Here is a 16,828-nt window from a genome sequence, read left to right on the forward strand (position 1 = left end):
ATACTTACTCCTCTTCTAACCACATATCAGGGTTTTTACTATATTCACGGTAATTTGCAACTGCTTGTTGTAATTCATCAAAACTATCATTCGGGAATTTTTCTAATATTGCTTGTGTTAATTCTGTTGCAACAACCGCTTGTGCAATAATACTTGCTGCCGGCACTGCAGTTGTATCACTTCGTTCGATGCTCGCCTGGTATTCTTCTTTCGAATAAATATCCACACTCTGCAAGGGTCTATATAAAGTTGGAATTGGTTTTTTTACACCTCTTACAATCACAGGCATACCGTTCGTCATGCCACCTTCGATCCCACCCAAATGATTGCTTAGGCGATAGAATCCAAGCTCAGCATTATAAGCAATTTCATCCATTACTTCGCTGCCGTATCTTCTTCCCACTTCAAACCCATCTCCGAATTCAACACCCTTAAATGCATTAATACTTACCATCGCTTTTGCTAAACGCGCATCAATTTTTTTATCCCATTGCGTATAACTTCCTAATCCAATTGGCAATCCTTCCGCAATGACTTCTACAACTCCACCTAAAGTATTTCCAGCCTTTTTAGTTTCGTCAATCTTGTCTTTTACTTGTTGTTCTTTTTCAGCATCCACCATTTTTACAGGAGATTGATTTGCACGGTCACGAATTTCCGCCAAACTCATTTCAGAAACATCTACTTGTCCCTTAATTCCACCCAATTCACAAACATAGGCAACCACTTCAACTCCAAGAGCCGACAATAATTGACTAGCCACTGCTCCGATTGCTACACGCATGGTGGTTTCCCTCGCTGATGAGCGCTCTAGTACATTCCGAAGGTCTTTATGGTGGTACTTGATTCCACCAACCAAATCAGCATGCCCAGGACGTGGACGATGTACTACACGGCTTTTTTTTGAAAGTTCTTCTTCAATAGGTTCTGCACTCATAACACTTTGCCAATTTTTATAATCTTTATTAACCACTGAGAAAGTTACAGGTGAGCCCAATGTTTTACCATGACGTACACCAGAGGTTACTTCCACTTTATCTGTTTCAATTTTCATACGATTTCCGCGGCCGTATCCTTCTTGTCTTTTTGCTAATGCTTCATTAATTTCATTTATATTTAAAGGCATCCCCGCTGGTAGTCCTTCAATAATCGTTGTTAATACTGGCCCATGTGATTCTCCTGCTGTAATAAATCTCAACATATCGATTCTCCTCACTTAATGCTTTTATTTGTTTTCTAATACTGAAAGAACATATTCAACTGGCATATCATTTCCAGTAAATAACCGATAATTTAAACTTGCCTGATAAACAAGCATGGATAAACCGCCGACTGTTTTACATCCTCGAGCTTTTGCTTGCCGTAAAAATAACGTTTCACGCGGTTCATAAACAATGTCACAAACAACGCTATTCGGATTTAGCCAATCAGGGTTCAATAAAATTGAACGATCTGGATTAGGAGTCATTCCAACTGAAGTTGTTTGAACAACAATTTCTGCACTTGATAATGCTTCTTTCAGAATGTCTTCCTCTTCTATATTAACTAAGCGAATATTTATAGAAGGATAATCACTTTGTAATTTTTTTATCACTTCTTTTATTTCCAAGGGTCTCTCTAGGTTCCTAGCAATAACGTCAATCTGCCGGCACCCTTCGATAACAGCTCGAGAAAGAATCACCCTTGCAGTACTTCCTGATCCAAAAAGAGCGACTCTGGTGTCTTCGATCTCCGTTCCCGTAGATTTTACTGATGCCCAAAACCCTTCTCCATCTGTATTATACCCTATCCACTCATCATCTTGTTTCACAATCGTGTTAATTGCTTGAACATAATTTGCTACTGCATCTACTTTTGTTACACATTCAAGTGCTTTGTATTTTCCAGGCATCGTTATATTGATTCCTTTGACACCTAAGTTTTGTAGATTGTGAATACGTTCAACGGTTTCTTCTTCACTTGTTTCGAATGCAAGGTATACCATGTTGATGTCTTCTACTTCAAAACAAGTATTATAGATGGCTGGGGATTTTGAATGATGAATGGGTTGACCAATAACTGCAGCAAATTCGGTTGTCGCACTAATTTCACGAATATACTTCATATTTTTGCCACTCCTCATTGAACCAACTTAAAAATTCATCGATCGGGTATTGAAATAAATCACATTTACCAAACGCGATAGGTAAAACGATTGTGATCGTTGAATTTCTTCTTTTTTTATCATTAATCATTGCCTTTGATAATTCCTCAGCTGTGTAGTCATATTTTTCAGCTAATAGATGGTACTGGTGCAGCAGAGCATCGAATTGTTCTCTATAATGATCATCTAATTGATTTATTTTATCAGCCATTTGTAAAAAGACAGACATTCCTAATGCAACTGCCCTCCCATGACTGATTTGGTATTGGCTGCACTGCTCAAAAGCATGTCCTAATGTATGCCCGTAATTTAGCAGCTGTCTCAATCCATGATCGTATTCATCTTCCAATACAACTTTTCGTTTCATTTCGACACATTCTTTTACAATTTCAACAAGCTCTTCGTCAGTTGCCTGTAAAGGCGTTGTTCGATCCATTAATTCTGAAAGAAGTCTTGGATTCATAATCATTCCGTATTTAATTAGTTCGCTGCAGCCATCCTCAAATATATGAGGTTCTAGTGTTTGGAAGGAATCCACATCACACAGAACCAGACGCGGATGGTAGAATGCACCTACTAAATTCTTTCCTTGGGGCAAATCAACTGCTGTTTTCCCACCAACGGAAGAATCAATTGCTGCTAATAGCGTTGTTGGTATTTGTATAAAATCAATTCCCCTTAGGTAAATACTTGCTACAAATCCCGCTAGATCACCAATAACTCCTCCGCCTAAAGCAATGATAACATCTTGTCTTGAAAAATTAAGATCTGCAAGATGCCCGACAAGCCGAGTAACATTTTCCATTGACTTTTGTTCTTCGCCAGGCTGAAAAGAAATGGTGTGAATCGCTCCTGCAGTCGTTTTTAGTTTTTCACTTATTTGATTTAAGTAACCATGCTTCATAATCGTATCGTCAGTCATAATCAAGACCTTTTTATCTGCAACAAAGGGATATAAGTGTTTGTCCGCTTCTTTCAGCAATCCCCTACCAATTAAAACGTCATAGGGTTGTGTTACACCGATTCGAACAATTTCCATCGTTCTACCTCCTAGTTTTTTGTGTTTATTTGCTTCATGAATTGATGGAGCTTCCATACTTTTTCTGTTAGTTCACGATATTGTTCTGGATAAAGCGATTGTTCACCATCACTGCTTGCTCTTTCTGGTTCAGGATGTGTTTCAATAATTAGTCCATCCGCCCCAGCAGCAACTGCTGCTAATGATAGTGACTCTATAATATCACGTCTGCCTGCTGCATGACTCGGATCAATGACAACCGGCAAGTGACTCAATTGCTTCACGACTGCAATAGCAGATAAATCTTGGGTATTTCGAGTTTCTGTTTCAAATGTCCGAATCCCACGTTCGCAAAGAATCACATTCTCATTTCCTTCTGACATAATGTATTCCGCGCTCATTAACCACTCTTGAATTGTCGCAGATAGTCCACGTTTCAGCAAGATCGGCTTGTTTGTTTTTCCAAGCTCTTTTAATAAATCAAAGTTTTGCATGTTCCTTGCACCCACTTGGAACATATCTACATCTTCGAATAATTCAATTTGGCTGATTGCCATTACTTCAGAAACAATTGGCATATCATATTTTTGACCAATTTCATGCATCATATCCAACCCATCTTTCCCTAGACCTTGGAAAGAGTACGGAGATGTACGAGGTTTAAATGCTCCCCCTCTAAGAGCATTCCCGCCTGACTCTTTTACATATGCAGCCGTTTTTTCTAGTTGATTGTATGTTTCAATTGAACAAGGACCACCAATCATGGCAAAATGACCGCCACCAATTTTTATATTACCAACTTCAATGATACTGTCCTCTGGATGCCACTGTTTACTAGCTTTTTTATAGGGTGAATGAATTTCCTCTGTCGCTGCTACTTGCGGCCAATTTCGAATGGAATTCACCTTATCAGATGTGATTGCTCCGTCCAATACAAGAGCAATATCATTTCGATGGCTTAAGAGCGTTGCTGAAAGATCCAAATTTTCAATCTGATTACATAGTCGTGAGACCTCATCCTTAGTTGTTGATCCGTTTAATGTGACAATCATTTTCTTTTCCTCCTTATTTTTAAAACAAAAAAGTAGCCCAACAACAATGATCCCTTTTCGGTGATCATCGTTGCTAGGCTACTGAGATTTTTATCGTAATATCCACGTTATTGTTTTTACGAGAAATGTCTTATGTAGTTAGTCCTATTTGTGTGCAACAAAAATCACTCTTACTCTTAAAAAAGTAAAAGTAAAAGTAGTTAAAATATGTAAAAAGTGTTGCACTAGTAACAGTCTCCATAATACTTCCTCCTAAGTTGCTTTGTGGAATATAATTTATCATTATATTTTAACCTTGTCAATCTTTTTCTAACTTTATTTTCATTTTTATTTTTTTCATTGCATTTTTCTAATGTTTTATTATGATTAATAGTAGTTCAAGGTAAAAGAAGGAGCTCGATAAAATGTTAGAAAATGAACGCAAATCCATTGATGAAATCGATCGACAACTTGTGGCTTTATTCGAAAAACGAATGCATGTTACTAAAAAAATCGCACAAGTAAAATCAGAAAATCAACTACCTATTTATGATGCAGTGAGAGAAGCTGCCGTTATTGATAAAGTCATTCAGTATTTAACGGACGATTCTTTATCTGAAGAATTAAGTCAGTTCTATGTCTCACTCATGAACATATCAAAAAACTACCAAGAAAAAACTAGCAAATAACAAGAAACGCGGCCATGGCCGCGTTTCTTGTTATTTAGGATAAAATGAGTCATAAATTGCTCGTACTGCTTTTTCTTCATCTTTTTCGACAATTCCAAACATCATACTAATTTCAGAAGCGCCTTGGTTAATCATAACTAAGTTCACTCCTGCATCAGCCAATGCTTGTGTAGCTTGAGCAGTCGTACCTACTGATGCAACCATGCCTTCACCTACGATCATCACCAAACAAACATCGCCCTCTACATGAACGTCATCTGCTCTTAACTCATTTTTTAAACGGTAAAGTAACGCTGCCTGCTTACCAGGTGTCAATTGATCTTTTCTTAAAATGAATGTGATTTCATCAATTCCAGACGGCATGTGTTCCAAATTCAAGCCTAAATCTTCAAAAATTTGTGCTGATTTACGAATAAACCCAATTTCTCGATTTAATAAATACTTGCTGATGTGGATACTGACAAAACCACTTGAACTTGCAATTCCTGATATGATATTTGCTGTTTTTGGACGAGTACGTGTTATCTTTGTTCCCTTTCCGTTAGGGTTATTTGTGTTTTTGACATGAACCGGAATTCCCGCATGGAAAGCTGGCAGCAATGCCTCGTCATGAAAAACAGAAAATCCAGCATAGGAAAGCTCCCGCATCTCTGTATAGGTTAAATGATGAATTTTTTGTGGTTCATCTACATGATTGGGATTAGCGACATAAATCGCATCAACATCGGTAAAGTTTTCATATAAAGTAGCTTGTACACCATTTGCTACAATTGCTCCGGTAATATCAGAGCCGCCTCTAGAAAAAGTAATAATCTCATCGTTTTCATTATAGCCAAAGAAACCTGGGATTACTAAAACCTCTTCTGTATCATGTAAATGGCGTAAGAAATTATAGGATTCCGGTAAAATACGTGCATTTCCAGGTTGACTGGTCACAAAAATCCCAGCCTCACGTGGGTTCAAATACCTAGCCGGGATACCAGATTGTCGGAAATAAGCTGCAATTAGTCTCGCATTATTGTCTTCTCCACTCGCCTTGAAAGCATCTTCTAATAATTCAGGAGTTCTGAATCGAGTATTTAAAAGTTTATCAAAATGACTTTCAATCTCTTCTAAAATCTTTCCATCCAACTCTAGTTCTGCTGCAATATCTGCATATCGACTAAAAATATCTTCGTATACTTCTTTGTATGAAGCTTTGTTCTTCACAAGTGTTGCTAATTGAATTAATTGATCCGTTACTTTCGTATCCTCCGAGAATCTTTTCCCAGGCGCAGAAACGACTACAATTCTTCGCTCCGGATCATCTTGAACGATTCCTAACACTTTTTTTAGTTGTGTGCCATTCGCTAAGGAACTACCTCCAAATTTTATAACTTTCATCGCAATACCTCATCATTTCATTTTTCTAATCTTTTTTTCATTTATAGTACTGTTAGAATAGCATGCTATCTCGTTCATCGCAATGAAAATCTTTTTGTTTGCCTGAAATAAATGTAATCATTTTGTATTCCAAATGTCCTTATTATTTTTTTGATTTCCAGGTATACTGGTTAATAAGAATAAAAAAAGGATGAAATAAAAGTGAAATTTAAGAAAACAATGAGATATATGCTATTTCTATTTCCTCTGTTCATTGGATTTATGCCATTTTTGATGAAAAGAAATTCTTCTAAATTGAAAAATCCTTATCGATCTAAAAAAGACGAACGATCCCCTGCTGTATATAATGGCATATGGGTATCAACAGATGAATCATCTACTTTAGAAATTGCTAACCAAGAAGCAGTTCTAACGAATGAGAAACCATTCTTATTAACTTTCAAAGAAATAACAGATACACAACTATTCTTTCAAGATCAGTATGGTTATGACATAATTATCGAAGAAAATAATCCAAATTCCCTTAAGCTCTTTGATGAAGCAGAGCAAAAAGAAATTATTTTTTATAAAGAAAATTAAAAGAGCATGTCAGATATACTGATATGCTCTTTTAATATATTCCATTACACTTCTTTAACCGGAGTATATGAAGAGATGAGATTCTCAACTTGTGGTTCTATTTTCCAGATCTCATCTGCGTAACGCAGAATTGTATAGTCTGAAGAAAATGGACCAGAGTTAGCGACATTTAACAGAGCCATGCGATTCCATTTTTCCCGATCTTGATAATCTTTATCTGCTTGTTTGTGTGCTTGAATATAGCTATCAAAATCTTTCAATAAGAAGTATTCATCATTAAACTTCACAAGACTATTGAATATGTCTTGCCCTTCATGATAAATACCTGGAATTGAGCCATCTACCAACATATTTAATACGCGTTTAATACTTGCGTTCCCTTCGTAAATATTCCGGGAATTGTAACTTTGATTTTGATGATATTTTTTTACATCATTATTCTTTAATCCAAAGATGTAAATATTTTCCTTGCCTACATAATCATAAATTTCTATTGTAGCCCCATCCATGGTCGCCATCGTCAGTGCACCATTTGCCATCAGCTTCATATTGCTTGTACCTGAAGCTTCTTTACCCGCCAATGAGATTTGTTCACTAATATCTGCAGCCGGAATAATTAATTCAGCTAAACTCACACCATAATTCTCGACAAATACTATTTTTATCAAATCTTTAATATCAGTATCATTGTTAACAAGATCAGCCACGGCATTAATTAACTTAATGATTTGTTTTGCGTAATGGTAGCTTGGAGCGGCTTTCGCACCAAAAATGAAGACTCGTTTCGGTATATCTATATCCGGATTTTCTTTTATTTGACTATAGCGATCTAAAATATGCAACACATTTAATAGTTGTCGTTTGTAAGCATGCAATCTTTTGATTTGAACGTCGAAAATCGCGTTAGGGTCAATTTCAATCCCCATCTCATCCTTGACATATTTCGCAAAGCGTTTCTTATTTTCCAGTTTCACTGCTTCCAAACGATTTAAAAGCTCGCTATTATCTACATGAGCTTTTAATAAAATAAGCTCTTCTGGATTGGATTTCCAATCCGTTCCAATCACATCATCCAACAGAGATGTTAGCCCCGGATTAGATAATTGCACCCATCTTCTCTGAGTGATTCCATTTGTCTTATTATTAAATTTATTTGGATACATCAGATAGAAGTCATGAAGGGTTTCATTAATCAAAATATTTGTGTGTAGTTTCGCTACCCCATTAATACTATGACTTCCAATAATTGCTAGGTTCGCCATCTTCACTTGGCCGTCTTCAATAATGGTGGTTCGATACGTTAATTCTTCGCCGTATAAAGGTATTTTTTTCTCAATATGGCGGCGATTGATCTCCGCAATAATATGATAAATTCTTGGCAACAGATGTTCAAGCATATCAATTGGCCAACGTTCCATTGCCTCTTGTAAGATTGTATGATTAGTGTAACTAATTGTTTTTTTCGTTATTTCCCATGCTTGATCCCAAGTTAGTTCTTCCTCATCAATCAAGATACGCATCAATTCGGGCACAACCAACGCAGGATGTGTATCATTAATATGAATAGCAATTTTATCAGGCAGCAAACTCCAATCTTCGTCCAACGTTTTAAAGTAGCGAATGATACTTTGCACGCCAGCTGATGAGAAGAAATATTCTTGTCGTAAGCGTAATAAACGCCCTTCATAATTCGAATCATCCGGATATAATACTTCCGTTATTTGCTTGACTTCATCCCGCTCTTCTTCAGTCCGGAATAAGTACTCTTCTCCATAAGGTATCTCCGCTGACCATAAGCGTAAATTATTCACTATTCCATTGTGGTAGCCAATTTGAGGAACATCGTACGGCACTGCCAAAATATTCTTCGTATTTTCATAACGCGGATAAAGATTCCCCTCTTCATCTGTATCCATATATACTTGACCGCCAAAACGTACGATGACTGCCTTGTTTTCTTTACGAACTTCCCATACATTCCCATTACGCAGCCAGTTTTCTGGTAATTCGACTTGATAGCCATCTATAAATTTCTGTTTAAACAATCCGTATTGATAACGTATTCCATTTCCGTGCCCTGCCAAACCCGTGGAGGCAATCGAATCCATAAAACAAGACGCTAATCTTCCCAAGCCGCCATTTCCTAATGCTGGATCGGCTTCGCCCATGCTCACTTCATCTAAGTCCAAACCTAATTCTCTCAGGCCTTCTTCCACTACCGGAAGTATATCTAAATTTAACAGATTACTTTTTAACATTCTTCCAGGTAAGAATTCCATCGAAAAATAAAATACTTGTTTTGTTTCTTTTTCTTTATATTCATCAATCGTACTCTTCCAATTGTTCATGTAATAGTTACGAACTAATTCCCCTAAAGCCACAAAGTGCTCTCTGGAAGACCCTTCATCGTAACGATAAGCATACAATTGTTCAAACTTTTTTACATATTCTTTTTTGAATTGTTGAATACTTATATTTTCCATTTAGTTCCTCCTGTAGCATGTTTTATGTACTGGATGTGAGCGACTCATACAAGTCGATATAATGTTTACTTGGCTGCTCCCAGCTGAAGTCAGTCTCCATTGCTTGTTTCATCAATAGCTTCCATGCTTGCGGCTGGTTTTCATAGACATCCAGCGCACGATATATGGTTCCTAATAAATTATAGCCGCTGAAACCATAAAAACTGAAGCCAGTCCCTTCTCCAGTTGCAGCATTATAAGGCATTACCGTATCTTTCAGTCCTCCTGTTTCATGAACCAATGGTAACGTTCCGTATCTCATGGAAATCATTTGCGATAATCCGCAAGGTTCAAAGGCAGACGGCATTAGGAATAAATCAGATGCTGCATAAATTTCTTGTGCCAACTCTACATCGAATTCAATTAGCGCTCTAAACTTATCGGGATACTGTTCTTGGAAGTACCGGAAAGAATGCTCAAATTCTGGATCTCCAGTTCCCAAAATCACCATTTGTACATCACGTGTCGACATCAATTCTTGCATTTTTTCTTGTATCAATTGAAATCCTTTTTGATCAGTTAAACGACTGACACTTGAAAGCAACGGTATGTCATCTTTTTCTGGTAAGCCAAGCCTTTTTTGAAGAGAGCGTTTATTCTCTTGTTTTCCTGTCAAGTCTTCTATCGAAAAATGATGGGGAATAATCGGATCAGATTCTGGATTATTGATTTCATAGTCGATTCCATTAATGATCCCTCTAATCTTCCAATTGTTATAACGAAGAACACCATCTAACCCTTCACCAAATTCAGGCGTTTGAATTTCATTGGCATAGGTTGGACTTACAGTAGTTACAATATCAGAAAAATTAATTCCACCTTTTAAAAAGTTGACATTATCGTAATAAAATACACCATCTTCATGAAAAATATTCATTCCGGTACCAAATATGTTGGAAAGAATTTCTGGCGTATAAATCCCTTGGAAACGAATATTATGGATGGTAATCACTTTTCGAATGTTTTGATAAGCTTCAATCCAATGATATTTATCTACCAGCAAAACAGGAATCATTGCCGTATGCCAATCATTTACATGTATCACATCGGGAATAAAGTCAATCTTTTCCATCATTTCAATGACAGCCATGGAAAAGAAACCAAAGCGTTCGCCATCATCCCATTCACCGTATAAAGTTCCTCGATGAAAATAATCCTGATTATCCACAAAATAATAAGTAATACCATCTAATGTCATTTTTTTAATACCGCAATAAACAGATTTCCAACCAACCTTCACCTTGAATTGAAGAACATCCTCTGTCATTTTTTGATATTTTTCAGGCATTTTATCGTAATAAGGGAGAACAACACGAATATCTACTCCCTGTTTCACTAATTCTTTGGGTAATGCGTATGCTACATCACCCAGCCCCCCTGTTTTAAAAAAGGGGGCTGCTTCAGCTGCTGCAAACAATATTTTCATTTTTGATCTCATCCTTCAACTGTAACGGTTTTATTCTTCTCAACAACCACTAACTGATCTTTTGTACCCTTTAGAACAACACCAGGTTCTACTGTTACATTTTTATCCAAGATACAATATTCTAATACCGCACCTTCACCGATTTTGCATCCTTGCATAATAATCGAATCACGTATTTCAGCTTTCTCAGCCACAAGTACTTTACGAAATACTAATGAGTTTTCAACGACTCCAGAAATCGTACAGCCCGTTGCAAAAAGCGAACGCCTTACTTGTGCACTCTCATAATAATAAGTGGGAGCTTCACTCTTTGCTTTTGTAATGATTTGCTGACCTTGATGAAAAACTTCATCGTAATGCTCTTTGTCCAATAGATTCATATTCGCTCTATAATAAGCATCAATTGAATCCAGATTTTCCATCGGACCTTTATATTCGTATGCATTCACATTGAAAAATTGTAAATAATATCCCACTAAACGATCGATGTCCATTCGAATTCCTTCTTTATCCGCGCGTTCAATGATGTCTAATAATGTTTTAACAGGAAGCAAATACATATTTAAACTGTGTGCAACCATTTCATCGGGATAATTCCAATCAAGGCTGGATATTAATCTCTGCAATTTATTATCTTGCTCTAATACTGCCACTTTTTCATAAGGATGGTTTTTTACTTTTTCCACAGGTACATTCTTGTAAATCAAAGTAACATCTCCATCATTTGCTAAATGGAAATCCAATACATCTTGTAGATCAACTTTAGCAACGATTTTCCCACCAGAAACCACAACATATTTTGCTAATGATTTTTTCAAGAATTCTTTATGATTTACATAAAAATTATTTTCATCAAAACTTTCATCTCCCATTACTTGTTTCAAATAGGTTTGAGAGAAGGTAAAGATTCCTCCACGTAGTTTTGACTCTAATCCCCAGGCAGATCCGCTGCGAATATGGTCATAAATAGAACGACCACTTCCCCCAATAAAGATTCCTACTGAATCAATTCCGGCATGACTAATACTCGACAATTGGAAATCAATTGCGCGGTACCTCCCAGCAACTGGTAAAGCAGCCACCGGACGTAATCGTGTTAATGGATATAAGTCTTTACTACTTGAATCTGTCAAACTCATAATGGCACACATACTATTCATTCTCATGATTTACTCCCCCAATCACTTCAGCATACCCAATCACTTCTATCTCACCTTTTTTGCCAATTAATTTTGTTCCATCTTTGATTTGCGCATGTTCTCCAACAATCGCATATTCTATTTGGACATCTTTTCCAATCGTTGCATTTGCCATAATCAGGCTGTCTTTCACCTTACTATTTTCGCCAACTTTTACTTCTTGAGAAATAATAGAATTTTCAACGCAGCCCTCTATGTAACAGCCATCTGCAATCATTGCATTTTTTACCTGTCCTTTATCTGATATAAATTGGGGCGGAGCTACAGGACTTTTTGTATAGATACGCCATTCATCATCACGTATATGCAAGCTATGGTCTGGGTTTAAAAATTCCATATTGGCTTCCCAAAGGCTTTCAATTGTTCCAACATCTTTCCAATAACCATTGAACGCATAAGCGAAAAGTTTTTCTTTGTTATCAAGGTAAGCTGGAATTACGTCATGCCCAAAATCTACCATTTTTTTCCCTTGTTTCTGATCTTCTGCTAAATACTTACGTAATTTATCCCAAGTAAAAATGTAAATCCCCATTGAAGCAAGGTTACTTTTAGGTTCTGCTGGTTTTTCATCGAATTCGATAATAGAATCATCCTCAGCCGTGTTCATGATCCCAAATCGAGATGCTTCTTCAATTGGAACAGGGATTACACCAACCGTTAAATCTGCTCCCGTTTCTTTATGAAAATCCAACATTGCTGAATAGTCCATTTTATAAATATGATCCCCTGAAAGAATTAAAACATATTCTGGATTTTGTGAATCAATATAAGGAATATTCTGTGTAATTGCGTTAGCAGTTCCCGTGAACCAATTCTCGCCCTCTGAGTTTGTATAAGGCTGCAGAATCGTCGCATTGCTGCGATGTCCGCTCAATCCCCAAGCTTCTCCATTTCCAATATGATCATTCAACTCTAAAGGCTCATATTGCGTCACTACTCCGACTTGTTCAATACCTGAGTGAGCACAGTTGCTAAGCACAAAGTCAATAATCCGATAACGTCCTCCAAATGGAACTGCAGGTTTAGCAGTTTCACGCGTTAATTTTCCTAGCCGAGTTCCTTGTCCTCCAGCTAATATCATAGCAATCATTTCATTCTTCATATTTATCAGGAAGTATTCTTCCCTTCCCCTCCTTCTACTTTTTATTCACTCCGTAAATTCTTTTTGGCCGAATATAAATTGTTCCCATTGCCGGTACAGTCAGTTCAATCACATAAGAAAATTGATTGAATGATTTTTCAATTGTCTTCATATCCGCTTGTCCTTTCGTCCAAGTACCACCGAATTCACGCATTTCTGTGTTTAATAATTCTTCATAAGTTCCTTCATAAGGAACCCCTATGACAAAATTCCGACGTTCAATCGGCGTGAAATTACTAATAACGATTAAAAAATCTCTCTCTTTTTCTGACTTACGTATAAAAGATAATACCGTTTCTAAATGATTATCGGCATCGATAAGTTCCATACCGTTTCGTGAATCATCGATTTCATATAAAGCTTTTTGCTTCTTGTAGAGTTGATTTAATGTTTTTATAAAAGAATGGTATTCACTATTAAATTCTTGATTCAGTACTTTCCATTCAAGCTCTTCATAGAAACGCCATTCTAAAAATTGTCCCAGTTCATTTCCCATGAAATTCAATTTTTTCCCTGGATGAGCGAGCATATATGCTTGAAGATTCCGCAGAGTCGCAAATTGATTGTAACGATCACCTGGAATTCTCCCAAGCAAAGATCGTTTTCCATGGACGACTTCATCGTGTGAGATTGGAAGGATGAAATTTTCATTGAAAGCATACATAAATGAAAAAGTAAGTAAATTAAAATGATCTTTTCTAAAAAAAGGATCCATTGAAAAGAACTCTAAGGTGTCATTCATCCAGCCCATATTCCATTTGTAATTAAATCCCAAACCGCCCATTTCAATCGGCCGGGTGACATTTGCCCAAGAAGTACTTTCTTCAGCAATCATTAGCATTTGATGATCACGAGCGAAGACAACTGTATTTAATTTTTGAAGGAAGTCCATTCCTTGTCGGTTGTGATTACTTCCATCTTCATTTGGTGTCCATGGACCTTCGTCGTAGTCTAGATAAAGCATGTTGGAAACTGCATCCACTCGAATTCCATCAATGTGAAATTCTTCCATCCAATAAATTGCATTGGAAATCAAAAAGCTGTGAACCTGTTTCTTGCCTAAATCAAAATTTAAACTACCCCATCGCTTATTATCTGCGCGATTTGAATCTTGATACTCAAAGGTAGGCGTACCGTCAAAATAAGCTAAGGCATAATCATTTCGACAAAAATGACCCGGTACCCAATCAAGTATAATTCCAATCCCATTACGATGAGCTTCTTCAACAAAATCACGAAACTCTTCTACATTTCCATAACGTGCAGCAACAGCATAATATCCAGTAATTTGATAACCCCAGGAAGCTTCTAATGGATGCTCCATTAACGGCATAAACTCAATATGGGTATAGCCCATTTCTTTTACATAGGGAATGAGCGTTTCAGCAAGTTCTTTGAAAGAATACGAAGTTCCATCGGGATGACGGCGCCACGAAGCAAAGTGTACTTCGTAAATGTTTAACGGCCTGTTATAAATAGGTTTGCGTTTTTTATTTGCGAACCAGTGACCATCTCGCCATTTTTTATTTGGAAGATCTTGTACAAGTGAAGCATCTTTCGGAGGAACTTCATATGCGAATGCATAAGGATCAATTTTGTAGAAGGAATGCCCATCTTGATTTTCAATTAAATATTTATAACAATCTCCTTCTGAAGCAGTTGGATCGAATACCGACCAAGCCCCAGTTTTACCTATTTTTTCCATTTGGATTGGATTCCATTCGGAAAAATCTCCTGCCAAATGAACATTTTTTGCATTTGGTGCCCATACGGTAAAACGCCAACCATTTAACTCATCTTCAAAACTACGCTTGCTTCCGAACAATCGGTAACTTTCAAAATGTTCTCCGTTATTAAACAGATACATCTCTTTTTCCAAATCTTTATAAAGATTTCTTTTCATGTCCTACATAGCTCCTTTCCTCAAAAAAATTACGTTCTTTACCATCCTTCAAAAATTAATAAAAAATTAAAATATTTATATACTCATCATATCATTGCTTGAATAATTCTGCTATTATTCCACTGTAAAAACAAGAATTTCCTCATTTTAATTGTGGTAAATTGTTCACATTTTATATCTCTCGACATATGCCTCACCACTTTGTAACCGCTTAATGTTTTTATCGATAGTTTCAACTTATGTATAGTGATAGATTTATACTTTCCTTGGTTTTATCCTTACAATTCAATGAGATTTTTTATGAATTGTATGCTTTTCATAAAAATTAACGAAATACGTAAAAAGCAATGCCCTCTACTTCAAGGTCATTGCTTTTTTATAGAATCATTCAAAAAAAGTTCATGCAAAACTCTTCCATCTGTTTTAGTTGGATATTTCAAACCGATTGCATGTAAAAATGTTGGGCCTTCATCCACTAAACGTGCTTGTTCCATTCGTGCTTCTTTATCAATTCCTGGTCCAGAAAGAAGTAACATGGTTGTATAATTTTTCTTTTCTGGATGAAATCCATGTGTTGCTTTTAATAATTTTCTATCTTTAACCGTTTTAGCAGTGCTTTCCATAAATGGATAAATGACATCATCAGCAAAGTAATAACCACTCTTTGCTTCTATTAAAAAGATACAGTTTGAATCTGCCCCATCCCATTTTGTATCATCAGACGTATAAATGGTTTCAATACGCGAATCAATTCCTTTTAAAGCATCCAATATCATTTTATTAGTAATGGAAGGATCTTTTCGGTAAATATAGGCAGCACCATCCGCTGATTTTACGATTACTTTCCATGATGTAATCATGTTTTTCTTATTTTTGGTAATCCAGCCTTTGTCTAAAAATAAATAATTGGGACGGACAACCGTGTGAGTATCAATCTGATAATGATCACCTAGCACTGCTAACACAGTATCTTTAGCGATATCAGCTTCTTCCATTGCATCTAATATTCTTCCTAAACGATTATCCATACGAATGAGTGCTTCTTTTGCTTGATTGCTTCGAACACCGTATTCATGACGCATACTGTCCAAATCTACTAAATGAAGCGCTAGTATATCGGGTTTTTTATTTAGGATTGTATCAATCGCAACTTCCGTTACAAAGTCATCCAATTCAGGTTGATTAATACCCTTTCGGAGATGTTTGTGTTTCTTATTCATCTCTAATAGATAACGTAAACTTGATGCATATGCGGAGACCATCACTTGCTTTTGCCAAGGTCGTGTCGGAAAAATTTCTGCAATGTTGTAATCGATCATTTTGCTTCTTCCAGTAACCGGCCATAATAATGACGCAATCGAATATCCAGCTTTTTTTGCGACATCAAAAATAGTAGGCACCTTTATTTCTGATGCATACCAATACCAATCAGGTGCTGTTCGTTCTGGCTGTAAATGAGTATTATTAATTATTCCGTGTTTCTCTGGATACATTCCCGTTACAATTGAAGTATGCGCCATATAGGTCAAAGAAGGATATACCGTACGTACTCCAATTACTTGTGCACTCGAATCCATAATTTTTTTAAAATTTGGAAGTGTAGAAGCAAATTGTAAATCTGCATCACCAAAAGCATCTAAAGAAATAATATACAATTTTTTCTTTGTCATTTCTCAGCCCTCCTATGTGTCTTAATGATAACACAAGATTAGATAAACGGAATAGAATTTAGAATGAATAAGAAAAGCGGACAAGTCCGCCTTGGCCTATGAAAAAATAGGAAATTTGACCCTG

Annotated in this window: 13 protein-coding genes; 2 read left to right on the top strand and 11 right to left on the bottom strand. The window is 36.5% G+C overall.

From position 1 onward, the window contains the following. Window positions 1–4: 4 nt before the first annotated feature. The 4 genes from aroC to aroF are packed head-to-tail and all read right to left on the bottom strand — an operon-like array spanning window position 5 to window position 4,213. A complete protein-coding gene (gene aroC, locus EJN90_RS00570) occupies window positions 5–1,198 on the bottom strand; it encodes a chorismate synthase (protein ID WP_126112169.1) in 1,194 nt (397 codons plus the stop codon). Window positions 1,199–1,225: 27 nt separating this feature from the next. Beyond that, complete coding sequence (gene aroE, locus EJN90_RS00575) at window positions 1,226–2,104, bottom strand: shikimate dehydrogenase (RefSeq protein ID WP_164543951.1); 879 nt, start codon at window positions 2,102–2,104, stop codon at window positions 1,226–1,228. Then, window positions 2,088–3,182 carry a 3-dehydroquinate synthase gene (gene aroB / locus EJN90_RS00580; protein WP_164543952.1) on the bottom strand — a complete coding sequence of 365 codons (1,095 nt, stop codon included), beginning with the start codon at window positions 3,180–3,182 and terminating at the stop codon, window positions 2,088–2,090. Before aroB ends, aroE begins: the two co-directional genes overlap by 17 nt. An 11-nt stretch (window positions 3,183–3,193) precedes the next feature. Beyond that, complete coding sequence (gene aroF, locus EJN90_RS00585; protein ID WP_126108382.1) at window positions 3,194–4,213, bottom strand: 3-deoxy-7-phosphoheptulonate synthase; 1,020 nt, start codon at window positions 4,211–4,213, stop codon at window positions 3,194–3,196. Between the two features lie 404 nt (window positions 4,214–4,617). Between aroF and EJN90_RS00590 the strand changes: the two genes are divergently transcribed. Next, window positions 4,618–4,881, top strand: a complete 264-nt coding sequence (locus EJN90_RS00590; protein ID WP_126108383.1) for a chorismate mutase — start codon at window positions 4,618–4,620, stop codon at window positions 4,879–4,881. Window positions 4,882–4,911: 30 nt separating this feature from the next. Here the strand turns inward: EJN90_RS00590 and EJN90_RS00595 are convergent, their stop codons facing one another. Further along, entirely contained in the window at window positions 4,912–6,264 is a 1,353-nt protein-coding gene (locus EJN90_RS00595) for an aspartate kinase (protein WP_126108384.1), read from the bottom strand. 201 nt (window positions 6,265–6,465) lie between these two features. Here EJN90_RS00595 and EJN90_RS00600 point away from each other — a divergent pair, with 201 nt between their 5' ends. After that, a complete protein-coding gene (locus tag EJN90_RS00600; RefSeq protein ID WP_126108385.1) occupies window positions 6,466–6,843 on the top strand; it encodes a DUF4828 domain-containing protein in 378 nt (125 codons plus the stop codon). Window positions 6,844–6,887: 44 nt separating this feature from the next. Here the strand turns inward: EJN90_RS00600 and EJN90_RS00605 are convergent, their stop codons facing one another. The 6 genes from EJN90_RS00605 to EJN90_RS00630 all read right to left on the bottom strand — a co-directional run bounded on the left by EJN90_RS00605 (window position 6,888) and on the right by EJN90_RS00630 (window position 16,704). Continuing rightward, on the bottom strand, window positions 6,888–9,326 hold the full coding sequence (locus tag EJN90_RS00605) for a glycogen/starch/alpha-glucan phosphorylase (protein ID WP_126108386.1): 2,439 nt from the start codon (window positions 9,324–9,326) through the stop codon (window positions 6,888–6,890). Window positions 9,327–9,348: 22 nt separating this feature from the next. Next, window positions 9,349–10,791 (bottom strand): glycogen synthase GlgA, encoded by a 1,443-nt coding sequence (gene glgA / locus EJN90_RS00610; RefSeq protein ID WP_126108387.1) that lies wholly within the window; start codon window positions 10,789–10,791, stop codon window positions 9,349–9,351. Between the two features lie 8 nt (window positions 10,792–10,799). Next, on the bottom strand, window positions 10,800–11,957 hold the full coding sequence (gene glgD, locus EJN90_RS00615) for a glucose-1-phosphate adenylyltransferase subunit GlgD (protein WP_126108388.1): 1,158 nt from the start codon (window positions 11,955–11,957) through the stop codon (window positions 10,800–10,802). Further along, window positions 11,944–13,092, bottom strand: a complete 1,149-nt coding sequence (locus EJN90_RS00620) for a glucose-1-phosphate adenylyltransferase (RefSeq protein ID WP_126108389.1) — start codon at window positions 13,090–13,092, stop codon at window positions 11,944–11,946. The genes glgD and EJN90_RS00620 overlap by 14 nt, the downstream gene beginning before the upstream one ends. A 34-nt stretch (window positions 13,093–13,126) precedes the next feature. Further along, the gene (gene glgB, locus EJN90_RS00625) at window positions 13,127–15,034 is read right to left on the bottom strand and encodes a 1,4-alpha-glucan branching protein GlgB (RefSeq protein WP_126108390.1); all 1,908 of its coding nucleotides are present in this window, start codon (window positions 15,032–15,034) and stop codon (window positions 13,127–13,129) included. 365 nt (window positions 15,035–15,399) lie between these two features. Continuing rightward, complete coding sequence (locus tag EJN90_RS00630) at window positions 15,400–16,704, bottom strand: alkaline phosphatase family protein (RefSeq protein ID WP_126108391.1); 1,305 nt, start codon at window positions 16,702–16,704, stop codon at window positions 15,400–15,402. Between the last annotated feature and the right edge of the window lie 124 nt (window positions 16,705–16,828).

This window comes from Jeotgalibaca ciconiae (assembly GCF_003955755.1).
In the GTDB taxonomy this organism is placed as follows: Bacteria; Bacillota; Bacilli; order Lactobacillales; family Aerococcaceae; genus Jeotgalibaca; species Jeotgalibaca ciconiae.

Coding starts and splice junctions, on each gene's coding strand:
- EJN90_RS00620 (WP_126108389.1), bottom strand. CDS start 13,092: ATGAAGAATGAAATGATTGCTATGATATTAGCTGGAGGACAAGGAACT.
- EJN90_RS00595 (WP_126108384.1), bottom strand. CDS start 6,264: ATGAAAGTTATAAAATTTGGAGGTAGTTCCTTAGCGAATGGCACACAA.
- glgB (WP_126108390.1), bottom strand. CDS start 15,034: ATGAAAAGAAATCTTTATAAAGATTTGGAAAAAGAGATGTATCTGTTT.
- aroE (WP_164543951.1), bottom strand. CDS start 2,104: ATGAAGTATATTCGTGAAATTAGTGCGACAACCGAATTTGCTGCAGTT.
- EJN90_RS00605 (WP_126108386.1), bottom strand. CDS start 9,326: ATGGAAAATATAAGTATTCAACAATTCAAAAAAGAATATGTAAAAAAG.
- glgD (WP_126108388.1), bottom strand. CDS start 11,957: ATGAGAATGAATAGTATGTGTGCCATTATGAGTTTGACAGATTCAAGT.
- EJN90_RS00630 (WP_126108391.1), bottom strand. CDS start 16,704: ATGACAAAGAAAAAATTGTATATTATTTCTTTAGATGCTTTTGGTGAT.
- EJN90_RS00590 (WP_126108383.1), top strand. CDS start 4,618: ATGTTAGAAAATGAACGCAAATCCATTGATGAAATCGATCGACAACTT.
- aroB (WP_164543952.1), bottom strand. CDS start 3,182: ATGGAAATTGTTCGAATCGGTGTAACACAACCCTATGACGTTTTAATT.
- aroF (WP_126108382.1), bottom strand. CDS start 4,213: ATGATTGTCACATTAAACGGATCAACAACTAAGGATGAGGTCTCACGA.
- glgA (WP_126108387.1), bottom strand. CDS start 10,791: ATGAAAATATTGTTTGCAGCAGCTGAAGCAGCCCCCTTTTTTAAAACA.